16 protein-coding genes are annotated in these 19,457 nt (G+C 65.4%); 2 read left to right on the top strand and 14 right to left on the bottom strand.

Annotation, left to right across the window (positions count from 1 at the left end; translation table 11 throughout):
- Window positions 1–26: 26 nt before the first annotated feature.
- From fabZ to RI03_RS09180, 13 genes are all read right to left on the bottom strand, one after another.
- Window positions 27–506 (bottom strand): 3-hydroxyacyl-ACP dehydratase FabZ, encoded by a 480-nt coding sequence (fabZ, locus tag RI03_RS09240; RefSeq protein ID WP_026046592.1) that lies wholly within the window; start codon window positions 504–506, stop codon window positions 27–29.
- Window positions 507–513: 7 nt separating this feature from the next.
- Entirely contained in the window at window positions 514–1,236 is a 723-nt protein-coding gene (locus RI03_RS09235; protein WP_010216853.1) for an OmpH family outer membrane protein, read from the bottom strand.
- Entirely contained in the window at window positions 1,236–3,818 is a 2,583-nt protein-coding gene (bamA, locus tag RI03_RS09230) for an outer membrane protein assembly factor BamA (RefSeq protein ID WP_010163699.1), read from the bottom strand. Before bamA ends, RI03_RS09235 begins: the two co-directional genes overlap by 1 nt.
- A 244-nt stretch (window positions 3,819–4,062) precedes the next feature.
- Entirely contained in the window at window positions 4,063–5,196 is a 1,134-nt protein-coding gene (locus RI03_RS09225) for a M50 family metallopeptidase (protein WP_010216850.1), read from the bottom strand.
- Window positions 5,193–6,374 carry a 1-deoxy-D-xylulose-5-phosphate reductoisomerase gene (locus RI03_RS09220; RefSeq protein WP_010163695.1) on the bottom strand — a complete coding sequence of 394 codons (1,182 nt, stop codon included), beginning with the start codon at window positions 6,372–6,374 and terminating at the stop codon, window positions 5,193–5,195. Before RI03_RS09220 ends, RI03_RS09225 begins: the two co-directional genes overlap by 4 nt.
- Window positions 6,371–7,147: a phosphatidate cytidylyltransferase gene (locus RI03_RS09215; protein ID WP_026046590.1), complete on the bottom strand. Its 777-nt coding sequence runs from the start codon at window positions 7,145–7,147 to the stop codon at window positions 6,371–6,373. Before RI03_RS09215 ends, RI03_RS09220 begins: the two co-directional genes overlap by 4 nt.
- 20 nt (window positions 7,148–7,167) lie before the next feature.
- Window positions 7,168–7,896, bottom strand: coding sequence for an isoprenyl transferase (locus tag RI03_RS09210; RefSeq protein WP_010163692.1), 729 nt, complete (start codon window positions 7,894–7,896; stop codon window positions 7,168–7,170).
- A gap of 38 nt (window positions 7,897–7,934) precedes the next feature.
- A complete protein-coding gene (gene frr / locus RI03_RS09205; RefSeq protein ID WP_010216846.1) occupies window positions 7,935–8,492 on the bottom strand; it encodes a ribosome recycling factor in 558 nt (185 codons plus the stop codon).
- 2 nt (window positions 8,493–8,494) lie between these two features.
- A complete protein-coding gene (gene pyrH, locus RI03_RS09200; protein ID WP_010216844.1) occupies window positions 8,495–9,223 on the bottom strand; it encodes a UMP kinase in 729 nt (242 codons plus the stop codon).
- 206 nt (window positions 9,224–9,429) lie between these two features.
- A complete protein-coding gene (gene tsf, locus RI03_RS09195; RefSeq protein WP_010216842.1) occupies window positions 9,430–10,365 on the bottom strand; it encodes a translation elongation factor Ts in 936 nt (311 codons plus the stop codon).
- An 85-nt stretch (window positions 10,366–10,450) separates the two neighbouring features.
- A complete protein-coding gene (rpsB, locus tag RI03_RS09190; protein WP_010216841.1) occupies window positions 10,451–11,299 on the bottom strand; it encodes a 30S ribosomal protein S2 in 849 nt (282 codons plus the stop codon).
- Window positions 11,300–11,718: 419 nt separating this feature from the next.
- Window positions 11,719–12,540: a CDP-alcohol phosphatidyltransferase family protein gene (locus RI03_RS09185; protein WP_010216838.1), complete on the bottom strand. Its 822-nt coding sequence runs from the start codon at window positions 12,538–12,540 to the stop codon at window positions 11,719–11,721.
- Window positions 12,541–12,559: 19 nt separating this feature from the next.
- A complete protein-coding gene (locus tag RI03_RS09180) occupies window positions 12,560–13,291 on the bottom strand; it encodes a phosphatidylserine decarboxylase (RefSeq protein WP_010216835.1) in 732 nt (243 codons plus the stop codon).
- Window positions 13,292–13,429: 138 nt separating this feature from the next.
- Here RI03_RS09180 and RI03_RS09175 point away from each other — a divergent pair, with 138 nt between their 5' ends.
- Window positions 13,430–14,650: an NADP-dependent isocitrate dehydrogenase gene (locus RI03_RS09175; protein WP_010216833.1), complete on the top strand. Its 1,221-nt coding sequence runs from the start codon at window positions 13,430–13,432 to the stop codon at window positions 14,648–14,650.
- Window positions 14,651–14,763: 113 nt separating this feature from the next.
- Complete coding sequence (locus RI03_RS09170; RefSeq protein ID WP_010216832.1) at window positions 14,764–16,557, top strand: cation:proton antiporter domain-containing protein; 1,794 nt, start codon at window positions 14,764–14,766, stop codon at window positions 16,555–16,557.
- Window positions 16,558–16,766: 209 nt separating this feature from the next.
- On the opposite strand, the gene alaS is transcribed toward RI03_RS09170, so the two are convergent.
- Window positions 16,767–19,430, bottom strand: a complete 2,664-nt coding sequence (gene alaS / locus RI03_RS09165) for an alanine--tRNA ligase (RefSeq protein WP_010216829.1) — start codon at window positions 19,428–19,430, stop codon at window positions 16,767–16,769.
- Between the last annotated feature and the right edge of the window lie 27 nt (window positions 19,431–19,457).

The raw sequence follows: 19,457 nt of genomic DNA, 5'->3' as shown, positions 1-19,457 counted from the left end.
ACCAGGTCAGGCCGTCCATGCCGCGCTCACTTGGGCGGATCGGCGATCATTGCGGTGAAGTTCGCTTCCGCGGCAAGCTGTCCGTCGATCGTCGCGCGGCCGGAAAACTTGCAGACGCTCGAACGCTTCTGGACGAACGCGACCTCGAGCTTCAGCAGCACGCCGGGTTCGACCGGCTTGCGGAACTTGGCCCCGTCGATCGCCATGAAATAAACGAGCTTGCCCGAGCCGGCGAGACCGAGCGATTCGACCGCGAGAATCCCCGCCGCCTGCGCCATCGCCTCGACGATCAGCACGCCCGGCATGATCGGACGCCCCGGGAAATGCCCCTGGAAGAACTGCTCGTTGATCGTCACCGCCTTGATCGCGGTGATCGACCGGTCGAGGATCAAATCCTCGACACGGTCGACCAGCAGCATCGGGTAACGATGCGGCAGCGCCGCCATGACCCGCCCGATATCGAGCGGGCCCATGGCGCCACGGCCTTCGGTTTCACCGTCTGCCATGCGACGCTCAGCGACCCTGCGGTGCCTTGGTGCCGGCAGCCGGCGCAGCCGGTGCAGCGCCCGGCGTGCCAGCGGCGCGCTGACGCTGCATCGCCGAGATATAGGCGAGCTGCTGATACTGCTGGAGCAGCTGCTGGGTCTGCTGGCTTGGCTGCCAGCCGGCGGGCGGCGTGAACGGCACGGTCGGGTTCGCGCGGTCGAGCTCGGCCTTGATGGCGTCGGTCACGTCGACGGCAGGCGTGCTGAACTGGACGGTGTTCGCCGACAGCAACAGGCTGAGCTTCTTCGAAGCGACGACGGCCTGCATCGCGGCTGCGTACTTCTGCGAAATCTGCTCGATCGCATAGGCCTGCGCCAGCGTTGCGGGCCCACGCAGCCGTGCGACATCGGCCTGGCCGGTGCGCTGCGCGGTTTCGATCTGCGTCAGTGCCGGGTTCTTGGCAGCCTGCGCCTTCTGGATCTCGTCGTCGGACAACTGCTTGTCCTTGTTGAGATCGAGTGGTGCGTACAGCGTGTTGAGCTGTGCCTGGAGCGCCTGTGCACGTGCGGTGGCCTGGTCGAGCTGTGCCTTGTAGGTCGTCGCAATCGAGGTGTTCGCTGCATCGAGCGCCTTGGCGGTCAGGATCACGGTCTCGGGATCCGCGATCGCGATACCGCCAACCTGGGCCTGTGCCGAGCCGGCAATCGCAAGACCGACGCAGCCGAGCAGGATGGAATAGGTGGTCTTCATCAGAACTGTGTCCCCACGTTGAAAGTTACGAGTTTACTATCGTCGCCCTTGTCCTTGAGGAGGGCGTAAGCGAGATCGATGCGAAGCGGTCCGAAGGGCGAATTCCAGTTCACGCCCGCGCCGACGGACACACGCGGCCGGGGGGAATCCCCGACGAAGCGTTCGAGGAACGGCGCCGACACCTGAGTCGTCAGCGGCGTGTTGACCGAAGTGCCCGAGCAGGCCCCGCCTACCGCTGCCGAATAGCCGACCGCGCACGTCGTGTTTGCCGACGGATTGGTGCCGTCGGTGGCAGGCACGGTGTAATACGGGTTACCGTTGGTAGCGAGGACTGCCTGTGTCAGCGGAAGGACGATCGTGCGACCGGTGACCGGGTCGACCGTCGTCTGGAACGTCGCGGTCGGCTTGGGACGGGTAACGCCGAACAGCGCGCCCGCCTGGACATAGATCGACGGCCGCAACCCGAGTTCGCGAGCACCCGCGCCGAGCGGGATCTCGAGTTCGAGCTTGCCGAGATAGTAAGCGTTGCCGCCGAGCGCGTCATCGACGAACTGGTTGCGATCGGTGACCAGCGTCTGGTTGCCCGCTGCATCGGTCTGATACGGGATACGCTGGATCCGCGGGCCGACGCCACGAATGTCGAAGCCGCGGAAATCGGGTTCGCCGAGATAGAAACGATCGGTGATGCGGACCTTGTCGATCCCCACGCCGCGGCTCTTCTCGAGCGACTTGATATAGCCGCCTTCGACGTTGAGCGAAGCAATGAACCCGCTGCCGACATTGACGAACTTCGAACCCTCGACCTTCGTGCGGATGTACTTCACGTCCCCGCCCAGCCCGGCGAAATCCTGGCTGAAGATGAAACGTTGCCCTGCGGTCGGGCGCAGGCGGCTGTTGAGGCTGTCGTACAGCAGCGAATAGCCGACCGACGAGGTCCAGCGGTTGCCGATCGAGTCGCACAGATAGCGCCCGGCGCGAAGTGGATCGCAGACGCCGTTGGTGAAATAGGTCGCCTGATCGAGCCCGACCTGGTCGTAGGACAGACCATAGCGGCCGGCGAGCTGCCAATATTCGGTCAGCGGGATGCCGGCGCGAAGCTGGAAGCCGGTCGAGACCTGCGTGTAGGTGGTGTTGCGCTGGTTCCCGGTCGTGAAGTTGAACGCATTGTAATCGCGCCGGAAAATGTCACCACCGATCGCGATGTTCTTGTCGAGCAGATACGGTTCGGTGAAGCCAAGCTCGACCGACTTGGAATAGGTCGAGTAATTGACGCTGGCGCGCAGTTCCTGGCCCTTGCCGCGGAAGTTGCGCTGGCGGATCGACGCCTGGATGATGAACCGCTCGAGGCTCGAGAAACCCGCCGACAGCGACAGCTCGCCGGTCGACTTTTCCTCGACGTTCGCGGTCAGCACGACGCGGTCGGGCGAGGACCCCTGCGTCTGCTTGATCTCGAACTTGTCCTGGAAGAAGCCGAGCGAGTTGATGCGATCCTGCGACCGCTTGACCTGGAAGCTGCTGAACGCATCGCCTTCCGCAAGACGGATCTCGCGACGGATGATCTTGTCCTGCGTCTGGGTGTTGCCGTTGATGTCGATCCGCTCGACATAGGAGCGCTTGGCTTCGGCGATGTGGAAATTAATCCCCATCGTCAGCGTTTCCTTGTCGCGCTGGAAGTCCGGGTTCACCTCGGTGAAGGCATAGCCGAACGCGCCGGCAGCCTCGCTGAGCGAGTCCACTGCGGTCTCGACCTTCTTGGCGTTATACCAGTCGCCCTTGTTGATCCCGAGGCTGGCGGCGAGCTTCTTGTTGTCGAAGTCGCGGATGTCGCTGTCGACGGTCACGTCGCCGAACTTGTAGCGCTTGCCCTCCTCCACCACGTAGGTGATGATGAAGTCCTTCTTGTCGGGCGTCAGCTCGGCAACCGCCGACGTTACCTTGAAGTCGGCATAGCCCTCGGTCAGGTAGAACTGCCGCAGCTTCTGCTGGTCGTAGGCGAGCCGATCCTGGTCGTAGCTCGTGTTCGAACTCAGCAGCGTGATCAGGCGTGCCTGCTTGGTCGCCATCTGTTCGCGCAGCTTGTTGTCCGAAAACTCCTGGTTGCCGAGGATGTTGATCTGGCGAACCTTGGACTTTGGCCCTTCGCTCACCTCGAAGATCACGTCGACGCGGTTCTGGTCGAGGTTGACCATCTTGGGTTCGACCACCGCGGCGAAACGCCCCTGGCGGCGATACAGCTCGATGATCCGCGCGACGTCCTGACGGACCGCGGTGCGGGTGAAGATCTGGCGGGGGGCGAGTTTCACCTCCTTCTTGATCTTGTCTTCCTTGAGCCGCTTGTTGCCCTCGAAAATAATCCGGTTGATCACCGGATTTTCGCGGATCCGCAACACGATGTCGCCCGTTTCCGCACCAGCGATCGAAACGTCGGCGAACAGGTCGCTCGCGTACAGATCCTTGATCGCCTGATCGAGCGATTCGTTGGTGAAGGCCTGGCCGGACCGCAGCTTGGTGTAGGACAGCACGGTCTCGGGCTCGAGCCGCTGCGACCCCTCGACGCGGATCGACTTGATCGTGCGCGTCACGGCGGGGGCAATGGCAGCAGCCGGGGCCGGTGTTTGTGCCACAGCCGGAGCCGGCGCTGCACGACGTCCGGCGGGCGACGTGGTCTGGGCATCGGCGGGCAGGCACGAGAACATCGTGCTTGCCAGCAACACGGCGGTGGCCCGTGCCCTGAACGGAGAAACCTTGATCGCTGTCACATCCCACCCCAAATCGGAGAAAATACCCGCGTGGCCAAAAACGCTGGCCCGCCCTGCCTTACCTGCGTCAACCGATCAACCCGCCGAGGGTCTTCCAGAGGCCGAATGCGCCGAGGTCGTTGAACGTCACCATCACCATCAAGGCAAGAATCGCTGCCAATCCCCCGCGGAACGCCCATTCCTGCACGGTCGGCGCGACCGGCCGACGCTGCACGGCCTCGATCGCGTAGAAGAAAAGATGCCCGCCATCCAGCATCGGAATTGGCAAAAGGTTGATGAATCCCAGATTAATCGAAACCCCGGCGATAAAGAAGATCAGCACCGGCCAACCGAGCGAGAGCTGCTCGCCCGACACCTTGGCGATCCGCAGCGGCCCGCCGAGTTCGTCGACCGAGCGACGCCCGGAGATGATCTGCCCCAACCCCTCGACCGTGGTCCGCAGGATTTCCCCCGTCATGTCGATGCCGACGAGCGGCGCCTCGAGCAGGCCGACGGGATGCGCGACGGGTGTCGTCGGTCCGATCCCGAGCAGCCCCTTCTTGAATTCGTTGCCGAACCGGTCCCGCTCGGTTGCAACGCCAAGAACGGTCTGGCGGCTCTGCGGAACGCCGTTGTGGACGTAATCGACCAGCACCGGCTCGCTCGGGCGGAGAACCGCATATTGGAAGACGTCCTTGAACGTCGCAATCGCGCGCCCGTTGAGCGCGGTGATACGGTCGCCGGTCTGCAGGCCCGCCTTCGCCGCCGCGCTGCCCGGGCTGACGACCCCGACCAGCGATGGCGTCCGGTCGACGCCGTAGGTCATCGCGAAGCCCGCGAGGATCAGGATCGCGATGAAGAAGTTGGTCACTGGACCCGCCGCCACGACAATCGCGCGTTGCCATACCGGACGCGCCTGCAAGGTCCGCGCGCGTTCGGCAGCGGGGAGCTCGAGCCAGGCGGGATCGGGAACGCTGGCGGCATTCATGTCGCCCGCAAATTTGACATAGCCGCCAAGCGGCAAGGCGCTGAACTTCCAGCGCGTGCCGAGCCGGTCGGTCCAGCCGAACAGCTCCTTGCCGAAGCCGATCGAGAAAGCGTCGATCTTCACGCCGAACAGACGCCCGGCGAGATAATGTCCCATCTCGTGCAGGAACACGAGCGGACCGATCACCAGCGCGAACGCGAGGATCGTCAGCAGAAATCCGGGCGATTGGCTCAAACGACGTTATCCTTCATCAACGCCCCGTTGCGATGCCCCACCTGCCGGCGCGCTATGCTGCGCGCTTCGGCGTCGACCGCGAGAACGTCGCCCAACGTTCCCGGTGCGGCCGGATGATAGACCGACAGCGTATCGTCCACGATTGCGGCAATTTCGAGGAAGCCGATTTCGCGGTTGAGGAAAGCGGCGACCGCAATCTCGTTGGCGGCGTTGAGAATTGCAGGCCGCGCTCCCCCGGCGTCGAGCGCCTCGCGCGTCAGGCGCAGCGCGGGGAACCGCTCGGGATCGGGCGCCTCGAAATCGAGCTGTCCGATCGCCACCAGGTCGAGCGGGGCCATCGGCGTCGCCATCCGGTCGGGCCACGCGAGACAATGCGCGATCGGGGTGCGCATGTCGGGCGGCCCCATCTGCGCGAGCACGGAGCCATCGACGTAATCGACCAGCGAGTGGATTACCGATTGCGGGTGAATCACGATCTCGATCGACTCATGCGGCACCGGGAACAGCCGAGCGGCCTCGATCAGTTCGAGGCCCTTGTTGAACAGCGTTGCCGAATCGACCGAGATCTTCGCGCCCATCGACCAGTTGGGATGCGCGACCGCCTGCTCCGGGGTGACGCCGCGCATCGCCTCGGTCGACCAGGTCCGGAATGGACCGCCGCTGCACGTCAGGATGATCCGGCGCACGCGTTCGGGCCGTGCCGCGTCGAAACACTGAAAGATCGCATTGTGTTCGGAGTCCGCGGGCAACAGCGTCGCACCGTGCTTAGCCGCCGCCGCCAGAACCACGTCCCCTGCCGAGACGAGCGGCTCCTTGTTGGCAAGGATTACCGTCTTGCCCCCGGTGATCGCGGCCATCACGGGTTCCAGCCCGATGCACCCGACGATCGCCCCCATGGTGATGTCCGCGCCAAGCGTCGCCGCCTCGATCACCGCCGCGCGTCCGCCCGCGCAGACCGTGTCGGTTCCAGCCAGCGCCTGTCGGAGGTCGGGAAGGCACGCTTCGTCCGCCACGACGGCAAGCCGTGCGCGCGTGCGGATCGCAGCGGCGGCGAGCCGCGCGACGTCGCAATTGGCGGTCAGCGCGAGGACTTCGAACCGGTCGGGCTCGCGCTCCACCAGGTCGAGCGTCGAGGTGCCGATCGACCCCGTCGCCCCCAAGATCGTGATCGTCTTCACCACCAATAGACTTTCGGTAACAGGATGAGAAACGCGGCCACCGGCGCGACCGGGACGAGCCCGTCGAGCCGGTCGAGCACGCCGCCGTGCCCGGGCAGCAGGGTGCCGCTGTCCTTGACTCCGGCGCGCCGCTTGAGCCAGCTTTCGTACAGATCGCCGCCTTGCGCCAGTACCGCGAGAAACGGCGTCGCCAGCGTCAGCCGCAGCGGCAAGCCATATCGCAGGTGCAGGAACGCGCCGAACAACCCGGCCGCAAGGACGCCACCGCCGAGGCCCGCCCAGGTCTTGTTCGGGCTGATCGCGGGAGCGAGCTTCGGTCCGCCGATGAAGCGCCCGGCGGCATACGCGCCGATGTCGCATGCCCAGACGAGCGCTAGCGTCCAGATCGTGAGCACGATGCCGTTTGCCTGGCTGCGGATGAGCAGCAAGGCGAGGATCGGCAGACCGACATAGACGATACCGGTGGCAAGTCCCTGCCGCCGCGTCACGATTACGATGAAAAATGCCGCGCCGGCGATCAGCCCAAGAGCGAAGAAGCCCGGTCCCGCCCCGAGATGCGGTGCCATGATCGCGAGCGGGACCGACACCGCATATTGCGCGAGCCGCTTGGTGCTGGACGGAGCGGCGTGCAGATCCGCCCATTCCCCCATCATGAACAGGCCGAGCACGACGCACAGCAGCCAGAAGGCGATATCGCCGAACAGGACACTGGTGAGCGCCACCCCGATCAACGCTACGCCGACCACCGACCGCAGCGCGAGGTTGGACGACATTCGCTGCGACAGACCCCGCTTCACAGGCCCCCGAACCGCCGCTGTCGCTGCCCGAACGCGGCAATGGCGCGCGTGAGCGTGTCCCCGTCGAACTCGGGCCACAGCGTGTCGACGAACAGCAACTCGGCATAGGCCGCCTGCCACAGCAGGAAATTGGAGAGGCGAACTTCGCCCGAGGTCCGGATGAGAAGATCGAGCGGCGGAAGGTCGCGCGTCTCGAGTTCCTGTTCGAACATCGCCTCGTCGATCGTCGCGGGATCGAGCACGCCGTCACGCGCGCTTTCGGCGAGCCGTCGCGCGACCGAGGCGATTTCGGCCTGCGCCCCGTAATTGAGCGCGATCGCGAGGATCGGCCCGGTATTGGACGCGGTGCGACCGACCGCGTCGTCGATCAGCTGCACGAGATCGGCACTGAACCGACGATAATCGCCGATGATCCGCAACCGGACATTCTCGCGCACCATCTCGTCGAGGTCGCTACGGATGAACAGCCGCAGCAATCCCATGAGGTCGCTGACCTCTTCTTCCGGACGACGCCAGTTCTCGCTCGAAAAGGCGTAAAGCGTCAGCGCCTCGATTCCGAGCACGCGCGCGGCGCGCGAAACCCTGCGGACTGCCTCGACGCCCTGACGATGACCGGCAAGCCGCGGCAAGTGCCGCTTCTTCGCCCAACGACCGTTGCCGTCCATGATGATCGCGACGTGACGCGGGAGGACGGCAACGCCGGAATCCGGCGCCCCCGATTCCAATGTCGTCGCCCGATCGGCAGCCGGGGCGGCAAACGGCCTCACTTCCCCAGGATTTCCTTTTCCTTGACGGTCGCGGCGGCGTCGATCTCGCCGATCGTCTTGTCGGTCAGCTTCTGCACTTCGGTTTCGAGCTTCTTGCGCTCGTCCTCGCTGTAGACGCCCTTCTTCTCGTCGGTCTTGAGGCTGTCCATGCCGTCCCGACGGACGTTCCGTGCGGCGATCCGCGCATCCTCGGCGTACTTGCCGGCGAGCTTGGCGAGCTCCTTGCGGCGCTCCTCGGTCAGATCCGGAATCGGCAGGCGCAGCGTGGTGCCATCGACGATCGGGTTGAGCCCGAGCCCGGCCGAGCGGATCGCCTTGTCGCACGGCCCGACGTTCATCTTGTCCCACACCTGGACCGAGATCATCCGCGGCTCGGGTACCGAGACGGTCGCGACCTGGTTGAGCGGCATCTGCGCGCCATAGACCTCGACCGTCACCGGATCGAGCAGCGACGTCGAGGCGCGGCCCGTGCGGAGGCCACTGAGGTCGCCCTTCAATGATTCGATGCTGCCGGCCATACGCCGCTCGAGATCGGCCTTGTCATAGGCTGCCATGATTATGCTCCTGTCTCTGCCTGGACGATCGTGGAAACGCCCTCACCCCGCAGCACCGCGGCAAGATTGCCGGGCTCGCGGATGTTGAAGACGACGATCGGGATATTGTTGTCTCGGCACAAGGCGATCGCGCTCGCATCCATGACCTTGAGGTCCTTCGCGAGCACGGTGCCATAACTGATCGTGTCGTAGCGCTTGGCGGTCGGGACGAGCTTCGGATCGGCATCATAGACGCCGTCGACCGAAGTGCCCTTGAACAGCGCATCGCACTTCATTTCGGCGGCGCGCAAGGCTGCACCGCTGTCGGTGGTAAAATAGGGGCTGCCGACGCCTGCCGCGAAAATCACGACGCGGCATTTTTCGAGATGGCGCTCGGCGCGGCGACGGATGAACGGCTCGCAGACGCTCGCCATCGGAATCGCGGACTGGACGCGCGTATCGACGCCGATCTGCTCGAGCGCATTCTGCACCGCGAGCGCGTTCATCACGGTCGCGAGCATCCCCATGTAATCTGCAGTCGCGCGCTCGAACCCCTTGGCGGCTGCGGCGAGACCCCGGAAGATGTTGCCGCCGCCGACGACGACGCAGACTTCGAACCCCTTGGAACGGGCATCTGCAATCTCGCCCGCAACCCGAGCGGTTACCGATGGATCGATCGCGAGGCCTTCGGGCCCCATCAGGACCTCGCCCGACAGTTTCAACAGGATACGTTTGAAATTTGGGTTTGGCACGACAATCCGAACGGCAAGAAGACGGGGCGCGCGGACCTTATCGGGGGCGCGAAGCGATTGGAAGCGCGGAAACTGTGCGAGGCGGGCAATGGCCCTGCCTGCTTCGCAAATCAGTCGCGCGCAAGCGGCGCGCTGTCGCAATTTGCGTTAGAGTGCGGTGGGGGTGAGCCGTGCCCGAAGGCACGGCGCACCCCCACGCAAAGGGGTCAGGCGGTCTGCTGGGGAACGCCCGATGCCGCAGCGACTTCCGCTGCGAAATCGGTCGCTTCCTTCTCGATGCCTTCGCCGAGCTGGAAGCGGACATAGTCCTTGAGCTCGATCGACTTGCCCGCTGCCTTGGCGGCATTGGCAACAACGTCCGAGATCTTGGTCTTGCCGTCCATCACCAGCAGCTGGCTGACGAGCGCGTTTTCCTTGCGGTACTTGGCGATCGCACCGTCGACCATCTTGGCGACGATGTCGGCGGGCTTGCCGCTCTCGGCTGCCTTTTCGGTCGCGATCGCACGCTCGCGCGCGACGATCTCGGGGTCGAGGCCGTCCTCGTTAAGCGCGAGCGGGAAAGCGGCCGCGATGTGCATCGCGATCTGCTTGCCGAGCGGCTCGAGCACGTCATGGCCGGCATCGCTCTCGAGCGCGACGAGCACGCCGATCTTGCCGAGGCCCTGGGCTGCCTGGTTGTGGATGTACGGGATGACCGCGCCCTGCGTGACTTCGAGGCGCTTTGCGCGACGCAGGTTCTGGTTCTCGCCGATCGTCGCGATGTTGTTGGTGAGCGTCTCCTCGACGGTCGCCTCGCCGAGCGATGCTGCCTTGATGACGGCAATGTCGTCACCGAGCCGCAGCGCGACCGACGTCACGTCGCGAACGAAGGTCTGAAACTGCTCGTTCTTCGCTACGAAATCGGTCTCGGAATTAACTTCGACCGCTGCACCGATGGTGCCGTCGACTTCGACGCCGATCAGGCCCTCGGCCGCGGTGCGGCTGGACTTCTTGGCGGCAGCCGCGAGGCCCTTGGCGCGCAGCCAGTCCATCGCCGCGGTCATGTCGCCGGCAGCTTCGGTCAGCGCCTTCTTGCAATCCATCATGCCCGCGCCGCTCTTCTCGCGCAGGTCTTTCACCGCAGCGGCAGTAATGTCGGCCATGTCACTTATCCTCTTGTGTGTCAGATGCGGTTTTGGACGGGGCAGAGCGATGCCCTACCCCGTCCCTATGTCAGTTCTGCGACGCTTATGCGTCGATCTGGCGCTCGGCCTCTGCGACCATTTCGGCCTGCAGCGCTACGTCGCTGGCTGCGGTCGGCTCGGCACCGGCTTCAGCAGGGGCAGTCTCGAGCAGCGCTTCCTCGGCGGGCGGCGCTTCCATCGAACCGATGTCCTGGCGGCGAGCAAGCTGCTCGTTGCCACCGCGGGTCGCGGCGATCGCGATCGCTTCGCAATACAGGCGGATCGCCCGGCTTGCGTCGTCGTTCGCGGGGACCGGGAAGGCAATGCCGTCCGGCGAGACGTTCGAATCGAGGATCGCGACGACCGGAATACCCAGCGTGTTGGCTTCCTTGATCGCCAGCTCTTCCTTGTTCGCGTCGATCACGAACATCACGTCGGGGATGCCGCCCATGTCGCGGATGCCGCCGAGCGACAGCTCGAGCTTGTCCTTCTCGCGGGTAAGCTGGAGCACTTCCTTCTTGGTCAGGCCGACGGTGTCACCGGACAGCTGCTCCTCAAGCGTCTTCATGCGCTTGATCGAGTTGGAAATGGTCTTCCAGTTGGTGAGCATGCCGCCCAACCAGCGATGGTTGACGAAGTGCTGGCCCGAACGGCGCGCTGCGTCTGCGACGGGCTCCTGCGCCTGGCGCTTGGTGCCGACGAACAGAACCTTGCCGCCTGCCGCAGTCGACGCCGAGACGAACTCGAGCGCGCGGGCGAAGAGCGGTACGGTCTGCGAGAGATCGAGGATGTGGACGCCGTTACGGTCGCCGAAAATGTAAGGCTTCATCTTCGGGTTCCAGCGATGCGTCTGGTGGCCGAAGTGTGCGCCCGTCTCGAGCAACTGCTGCATGGAAACGACAGGTGCCGCCATAAATAATTCCTTTCCGGTTGATCCTCTGGGAAGCGAGTAATCGATTCGGGGTCAAACCCCTGCACGACACCGGTGATGTGTGCTTCCCATGCGGTGTGAAGGCGCGCCCTTTACGCAATCCGGGACACAAAGGCAAGACAGCGAAACCGCTTGACGAGCAGAACGAACATGGAACATACCATGTTCACGTACAGAACAGGGAACGTTGCCCACGCGTGTGGGTTAGACCTGCAACCTTTCGCGTCGAGACAGAGGAATTTAGGCGATGATGATGGTGACGGGCTTTCTGGTCTTCGCAAGCGCATTCGCTGCCAGCGCGGCCGTATTTTGGCAGACGCTGGTCCCGGCAATGCCGCGGATCGTCTCTCTGCTTCGCGATGGCGTCGAGCCTGTGACCGGCGCACGCCCGATGCTCACCGTCAGCGAAGCTCGGGTTCGGGTTCGGGCGCGGCTGGTGCCGGTGACCGCAGTGCCCCGCCAGGCGTTGCGCGCAGCCGCTTGACCTTGCCATAAGCCGCTATGCTGAACGGTAGCGTGCCTAGGTAGGCAATGCACAGGAACGTCAGCGTATGCCAGGGCGCTGAAATCAGGGCCGCGCCCAGCAGGACGACAACCGCGATCGCCTCGAACCGTATATGCGTCCGCAACCGCAGCGATGACCAGCTGAACGTCGCGACGCTCGAGATCATCAGCACTGCCATCGCCGCGACCCACGGCGCGACGAGCAGGGGCGACCGCCAGAAGTCCAGCCCCGTCCAGAACCACAGGTAGAGCGGCAACATCGCCAGCCCTGCCCCGACCGGAGACGGCGCCCCCGTCAGGAAGCCTGCGGATTTGTGGGGCTGCTCGACAACATCGATCGCCGCATTGAACCGGGCGAGCCTAAGCGCACAGAACACCGCGAACACCAGCGCGCAAAGCCAGCCGAGCCGCGGAAGATCCTTGAGCGACCAGAGATACAGGATCAGTGCTGGGGACACGCCGAACGAAATCGCGTCGGACAGGGAGTCGAGCTCCGCGCCAAACCGGCTTTCCCCGCGCACCATCCGGGCGATCCGTCCATCGATCCCGTCGAGCACGCTTGCGATCATCACCATCAGGACGGCGGTTTCCCACTGACCGGCGATCGCGAAGCGGATGCCGGTCAGCCCGGAACACAAGGCGAGCGCGGTCACCGCATTGGGCGCGACTGCCCGTAACGGAAGACCGCGCGTCGTGGCGCGGCGCTCGGGGCGCCTCATGCCCGCGTTTCCGAACCTATCACTGCGCGATCCCGGTAGCCACGGTCCCGCCGACACGACCAAGGATCGTCTCGCCGGCCACGCTGCGTTGCCCGAGCACCACCTGGCACGCGCAATCGTCGGGCAGGTAGACGTCGACGCGGCTGCCGAACCGGATCAGCCCAATCCGCTGCCCCGCGGCGACCATGTCGCCCGGCTTGACGAACGGCACGATCCGGCGCGCGAGCAGGCCGGCGATCTGGGTGAAGCCGATCCGACGCCCGTCGCGGCCCTCGACGACCAGATGCTGCCGCTCATTATCCTCGCTCGCCTTGTCGAGCTCGGCATTCACGAACTTGCCCGAGATATAGACGACCTGCTTGATCGTCCCCGCGATCGGCGTGCGGTTGATGTGGACGTCGAACACCGACATGAACACCGAAACGCGGATCAGCGGGGCTTCGCCGAGACCGTTTGGGCCGGCGAGCTCACGCGGCACCGGCACGCGCTCGATCCGCGAGACGAGCCCATCGGCGGGGGACACGATCAATCCGTCGCCCGATGGCGTGACGCGGACCGGATCGCGGAAGAACAGCGCGACCCACAAGGTCAGCCCGAGCAGCGGCCACGCGACGAACCAGCCGAGCCAGACCAGCGCGACGAGCGAGACGGCACCTGCGATGATGACGTATTTGCGCCCCTCTGGGTGGAGATCGGGAACACGCCATTTGGCGGTTTCGGGCGAAGGCGGCGCATAAGGCGGTGGTATCATGGGCCAACCCTAACCGACCGGCCGGTTTGCCACAATCGTCAATGCCCTACCGCCCGCCCCGCCGCGCGAAGCGCCGGGTTGATCGATCCCGCGCATGCTCCTAGACGCTACCCCAAAACCCCCACAGGAAAGTGCGTGATGGCGAAGATCAAGGTAAAGACGCCCGTTGTCGAGATCGACGGCGATGAGATGACCCGGATCATCTGGCAGTGGATCCGCGAGCGGCTGATCCTCCCCTATCTCGATATCGATCTGGAATATTACGACCTCGGCATGATGAGCCGCGACGGCACCGACGACAAGATCACCGTCGACAGCGCCAAGGCGATCCAGAAGTACGGCGTCGGCGTGAAGTGCGCGACGATCACCCCGGACGAGCAGCGCGTTACGGAATTCGGCCTGAAGAAGATGTGGAAGTCGCCCAACGGCACGATCCGCAACATCCTCGGCGGCACGATCTTTCGCGAGCCGATCGTGATCAAGAACGTCCCCCGCCTGATCCCGGGCTGGACGCACCCGATCGTCGTCGGCCGCCATGCATTCGGCGATCAGTATAAGGCGACCGATTTCCGCGTCCCCGGCCCCGGCAAGCTGCGCCTCGTGTTCGATGGCGAGGACGGCACGGTCATCGACCAGGAAGTGTTCCAGTTCCCGACCTCGGGCGTCGCGCTCGCGATGTACAACCTCGACGATTCGATCCGCGATTTCGCGCGCGCTTCGATGCACTACGGCCTGAACCTCAAGTGGCCGGTCTATCTGTCGACCAAGAACACGATCCTGAAGGCCTATGACGGCCGCTTCAAGGACCTGTTCGCCGAGGTTTTCGAGAGCGAATTCAAGGACAAGTTCAAGGAGGCGGGCATCGTCTACGAGCATCGCCTGATCGACGACATGGTCGCATCGGCGCTCAAGTGGCACGGGGAGTTCGTCTGGGCGTGCAAGAACTATGACGGCGACGTCCAGTCGGACCAGGTCGCTCAGGGCTTCGGGTCGCTCGGCCTGATGACCTCGGTGCTGCTGACGCCGGATGGCAAGACGGTCGAGGCGGAAGCCGCACACGGCACCGTCACGCGCCACTTCCGCCAGCACGAGCAGGGCAAGGCGACGTCGACCAACCCGATCGCGTCGATCTTCGCCTGGACCGGTGGACTCAAGTATCGCGGCAAGTTCGACGGTACGCCTGAGGTGACGCAGTTCGCTGAGACGCTTGAGCGCGTCTGCGTGCAAACGGTCGAGGACGGTCACATGACCAAGGATCTCGCACTGCTGATCGGCCCTGATCAGCCGTGGATGACGACCGAGCAGTTCTTCGAGCAGGTCCGTCTCAACCTCGAACAGGCAATGGGCGCTTCCGCCTGACGCCCCGGCATCGCGTCGCCCCGGAGCCATTCCGGGGCGGCGCGACCCGACGTTTTTTCGGCAATCTTCGGACATAAGCTGACAAGCGCAACGAATGTGGCTTAGATGCCACGATGCCTTCAGCCCTCAGCAACGCCGGTTTCAGCGACGCCCTCGTCATTCTGGGCGCGGCCGGTCTTGTCATTCCAGCATTCGCGCGCGCCAAGATCAGCCCCGTCATCGGTTTCATCCTCGTCGGCCTGCTGGTCGGTCCGTTCGGGCTCGGCGCTCTGGTCCGGGATTATCCCTGGCTCTATTACGTCACGATTTCCGATCCGCATTCGATCGAACCCTTCGCCGAATTCGGCATCGTGTTGCTGCTGTTCTCGATCGGGCTCGAACTGTCGCTGAAGCGACTCTGGTCTATGCGCCAGCTCGTGTTCGGCACGGGTGCTGCGCAGCTCCTCGCCGCGGGCGCGATCCTTGGTTTTGGCCTGCACCTGCTGACCGCCCTCCCGTGGACCGGATCGATGGCGCTCGGCATCGCACTCTCGCTGTCCTCGACCGCGCTGGTGCTGCCGATCGCGGGAACGACCAGCCCGGTCGGGCGCACGGCGTTCGCGATGCTGCTGTTCGAGGATCTGGCGCTCGTCCCGATCATCTTCGTGCTCGCCGCATTGGGGCCGATGGCCGCCGACAGCGGCTGGAGCGGGCTGGCGCGGGTCGGATCTGCGGCGTTTCTGACCGTCGGCGTGCTGTTCATCGGCGGGCGCTTCATCCTCCCCAAGCTGTTCGCGCAGGCCGCCCGGACCAAAAGCCCCGAACTGTTCCTTGCCGCATCGCTGCTCGTGGTCATCGTCGCAAGCCTCGCAACGACCGCGGCAGGGCTGTCGCCGATCGTCGGCGCGCTATTGGCGGGCGTGCTGATCGCCGAGACCGACTACCACAGCGAAGTCGAGGTGATGACCGCGCCGTTCAAGGGCCTCGCGCTCGGCGTGTTCCTCATCACGATCGGGATGAGCGTCGATCTGCGCGCGATCGCGGCGAACTGGGCTGCCTATACCCTCGCGATCGCGGCGGTCGTCGCGGTCAAGGCGATCGTTACCTATGGCCTGTTGCGCTGGGCCGGGATCACCGGCGGGGTCGCGGTTGAGACGGGCGTGCTGATGGGGAGCCCGTCCGAAACGACGCTGATCGTATTGGGCGCAGCCGCGCAGGCACAGCTGATCGCCGCGCCGACCGCGAATTTTTGGCAGACGGTCACCGCGATCGGGCTGACCATCACCCCGTTGCTCGCGATGCTCGGGCGGCGCTGGGCGAAGCGGATCGAGTTGCAGGATGGTGCAGATGCGCCGCTCGAGATCCCCGAGGAAGGCCCGGGAACGGTCGTAATCGGGTTCGGTCGGGTCGGTCGAATGGTGTGCGACATGCTGACGGTCCACAACCAGCGCTATGTCGCGGTCGAAGCGGATATCGACGTCGTCACTGCGGCGCATGCCGAGGGCTATGTCGTTTTGTTCGGCGATGTCGTGCGGCCCGAACTGGTCGACCGGCTCAATCTCGGACGCGCGAAGGCGTTGATCCTGACGATGGACGATCCGGTGCTGAGCGTCGCGCTGACGCGGCGCGTGCGCAACTGGGTCCCCGACCTCGCCATCGTGGCCCGCGCGCGCGACACGGGCCATGCCGCCGAGCTGTACCGCGCGGGTGCGACCGATGCGGTACCCGAGACGCTGGAGAGCTCGCTGCAGCTGGCGGAGGCGGTGCTGACCGATCTCGGGGTCGCGGTCGGCCCGGTGATCGCGTCGATCCATGAAAAGCGCGATGAACTGCGACAAGAGATCAAGGCCGCCGCGGAGATGACGGTCGCGCCGCGGTTGAGGCGGGTTCGCGGGCGGCGGGGCATGGATACTACGCCTGCCGCCTAGGGGTGATCGGGGCGTTGAGATCCCCTGTTCCCCGCTTCCGCTCTCCCTCCGCGCTGTTACTGCTCGCCTCCCCGGCGAAGGCCGGGGTCCAGTATTGGTGGTCGAGGTAATCGCGCGCTGCCGCCAGCAATCTTCCGTCTCGCTACTGGGCCCCGGCCTTCGCCGGGGAAGCGGCCACGAGTAAGAAAAGCGATCTCCCCCTTCCCCAATCAGCCGCCAGCACCCGCCAGCGCCGCCTTGACCGCATCGACCGCCGCCGCGCCGGCGCTGCCATCAGGCCCGCCGCCCTGCGCCATGTCCGGGCGACCGCCGCCGCCCTGCCCGCCGAGCACCGCCACCGCGACCCTCAGCAAATCGACCGCGCTCTTGGTCGCGACCAGATCCGCCGTCACGCCGACCGCGACCGAAGCGCGCCCCTCGTTGACCGCGACGATCATCGCGATCCCCGAACCGAGCCGCTGCTTCATCTCATCGACCGTCCCACGCAGCCCCTTGGGGTCGAGCCCGTCGACGACCTGCCCGAGGAACGCGACGCCACCGACCTGCTCCGGACCAGCCGCCGCCGTCCCCGCACCGCCGCCGAGCGCAAGCGCCTTCTTGGCATCCGCCAGTTCGCGCTCGAGCCGCCGCCGGTCCTCGACCAGCGCGGCGACGCGCGCCGGGACTTCGTCGGGCGACGATTTGAGCGTTGCCGCCGCCTCGCGCAGCTTCGAGTCGCGCGTGGTGAGATAGTCGCGTGCGGCTTCCCCGGTCAGTGCTTCGACCCGGCGGACGCCCGAGGACACCGCACCTTCACTCACCACCGTGAACAGACCGATGTCGCCCAGCGCGCGGACGTGCGTTCCGCCGCACAGTTCGAGCGAATAGGTCTTGCCGTGCTCGGTCCCCATCGAGACGACGCGGACTTCATCGCCGTACTTCTCGCCGAACAGCGCCATCGCGCCCTCGGCGATCGCTTCGTCCGGAGTCATCAAGCGCGTTTCGACCGCGCCGTTGCCGCGGATCTGCGCGTTGACGTCGGCCTCGACCTCCATGATCCGCGCGGGATCGATCGCGCTCGGTTGCGAGAAGTCGAACCGGAGCCGTTCGGGCGCGACGAGGCTGCCCTTCTGCGCGACGTGCGCGCCGAGCCGCTGGCGTAGTGCCTCGTGGAGCAAATGCGTCGCGCTGTGGTTGGCGCGGATCTGGTCGCGGCGCGCGGTATCGACGGTCAGGTGGAGCGCATCGCCGAGCGCGATGCCGCCTTCGCCGATCCGCGCGACATGTGCGAACACACGGCCGAGATACTTGCGCGTATCCTCGACCACCGCGTGGACGCCGGGCGCGGTGAGCGTGCCGGTGTCGCCGACCTGGCCGCCACTTTCGGCGTAGAACGGCGTCTGGTTCACGACGATCTCGACCGTCTCGCCCGCCTCGGCGCGCTCGACCTGCGCGCCGTCGCGGACGATCGCGACGACCGCGCCCTCGCCCTCGACCGCGCTGTAACCGATGAACTCGGTCCCGCCGCTCGCTTCGGCGATGTCGAACCACACGTCGTCCGACGCGCGCTGGCCCGAGCCCTTCCACGCCGCGCGGGCGGCGCGCTTCTGCTCGGCCATCGCGCTGTCGAAGCCGGCGCGGTCGATCCCGAAACCCTGCGCGCGCAACGCGTCCTCGGTCAGGTCATAAGGGAAGCCGTAGGTGTCGTAGAGCTTGAACGCGGTCTCGCCGGGCAAGGTCGCGCCAGCTTCCATCGCGCCCGTCGCCTCATCGAGCAACCGCAGCCCGTTGACGAGCGTGCGGCGGAACTGCGTTTCCTCCTGCAATAGCGTCGATTCGATCGCGGCCTGCGCGCGGACCAGTTCGGGGTATGCCGCGCCCATTTCCGCGACGAGTGCCGGGACCAGCCGGTGCATCAACGGCTCCTTCGCGCCGAGGAGGTGCGCGTGGCGCATCGCGCGCCGCATGATCCGGCGCAGCACGTAGCCGCGCCCCTCGGCGGCGGGCAGCACGCCGTCCGCGATTAGGAAGCCCGACGAGCGCAGGTGATCCGCGATGATTCGGTGGCTCGCCTGCGTGTCGCCAGTCGCAGGCGTGCCCGTCATCGCAGCCGACGCCGCGATCAGCGCCTTGAACGTGTCGGTATCGTAATTGTCGTGGACGCCCTGCAGGACCGCGGCGACTCGCTCCAGTCCCATGCCGGTGTCGATCGACGGACGCGGGAGCGGCGTGCGCGCGCCGTCCGCGGTCTGGTCGAACTGCATGAACACGAGGTTCCAGATCTCGACGAACCGGTCGCCATCCTCGTCGGGGGACCCCGGCGGGCCACCGAAGATGTGGTCGCCGTGGTCGAAGAAGATTTCGGAACATGGCCCGCAGGGACCGGTGTCGCCCATCGACCAGAAATTGTCGTTGGTCGCGATGCGGATGATCCGCTCTTCGGGGAGCCCTGCGATCTTGCGCCACAGGTCGAACGCCTCGTCATCGGTGTGATAGACGGTGACGGTCAGGCGGTTCGGGTCGATCCCCCATTCCTGCGTCAGCAGGTTCCACGCGAGCGTGATCGCGCGTTCCTTGAAGTAATCGCCGAAAGAGAAATTGCCGAGCATCTCGAAGAACGTATGATGCCGCGCGGTATAGCCGACATTGTCGAGGTCGTTGTGCTTGCCGCCTGCCCGAACGCACTTCTGCGACGAGGTCGCGGTCACATACGGTCGCGATTCGAGCCCGGTGAAGACGTTCTTGAACGGCACCATTCCGGCGTTGACGAACATCAGCGTCGGGTCGTTCTGCGGCACCAACGGCGCGGAAGCGACCTTCGCATGCCCATTGGCCGCGAAATAGTCGAGGAAGCTGCGACGGATGTCGTTGGTGGAGGTCGGGCTCTGGGTCATGCGCGGTGGCTTAGGCGAGCCGCCCGG

The organism is Sphingomonas sp. PAMC 26621, assembly GCF_000251145.1.
In the GTDB taxonomy this organism is placed as follows: Bacteria; Pseudomonadota; Alphaproteobacteria; order Sphingomonadales; family Sphingomonadaceae; genus Sphingomonas.
The sequence above is the reverse complement of the archived record's forward strand: the minus strand, read 5'-3'. Positions and strand labels throughout refer to the sequence as shown.

What these genes read in the sequence shown, in the direction of transcription:
- fabZ (WP_026046592.1), bottom strand. Translation starts at nt 506, where the DNA reads ATGGCAGACGGTGAAACCGAAGGCCGTGGCGCCATGGGCCCGCTCGAT.
- RI03_RS09235 (WP_010216853.1), bottom strand. Translation starts at nt 1,236, where the DNA reads ATGAAGACCACCTATTCCATCCTGCTCGGCTGCGTCGGTCTTGCGATT.
- RI03_RS09215 (WP_026046590.1), bottom strand. Translation starts at nt 7,147, where the DNA reads ATGTCGTCCAACCTCGCGCTGCGGTCGGTGGTCGGCGTAGCGTTGATC.
- frr (WP_010216846.1), bottom strand. Translation starts at nt 8,492, where the DNA reads ATGGCAGCCTATGACAAGGCCGATCTCGAGCGGCGTATGGCCGGCAGC.
- tsf (WP_010216842.1), bottom strand. Translation starts at nt 10,365, where the DNA reads ATGGCCGACATTACTGCCGCTGCGGTGAAAGACCTGCGCGAGAAGAGC.
- rpsB (WP_010216841.1), bottom strand. Translation starts at nt 11,299, where the DNA reads ATGGCGGCACCTGTCGTTTCCATGCAGCAGTTGCTCGAGACGGGCGCA.
- RI03_RS09185 (WP_010216838.1), bottom strand. Translation starts at nt 12,540, where the DNA reads ATGAGGCGCCCCGAGCGCCGCGCCACGACGCGCGGTCTTCCGTTACGG.
- RI03_RS09180 (WP_010216835.1), bottom strand. Translation starts at nt 13,291, where the DNA reads ATGATACCACCGCCTTATGCGCCGCCTTCGCCCGAAACCGCCAAATGG.
- RI03_RS09175 (WP_010216833.1), top strand. Translation starts at nt 13,430, where the DNA reads ATGGCGAAGATCAAGGTAAAGACGCCCGTTGTCGAGATCGACGGCGAT.
- RI03_RS09170 (WP_010216832.1), top strand. Translation starts at nt 14,764, where the DNA reads ATGCCTTCAGCCCTCAGCAACGCCGGTTTCAGCGACGCCCTCGTCATT.
- alaS (WP_010216829.1), bottom strand. Translation starts at nt 19,430, where the DNA reads ATGACCCAGAGCCCGACCTCCACCAACGACATCCGTCGCAGCTTCCTC.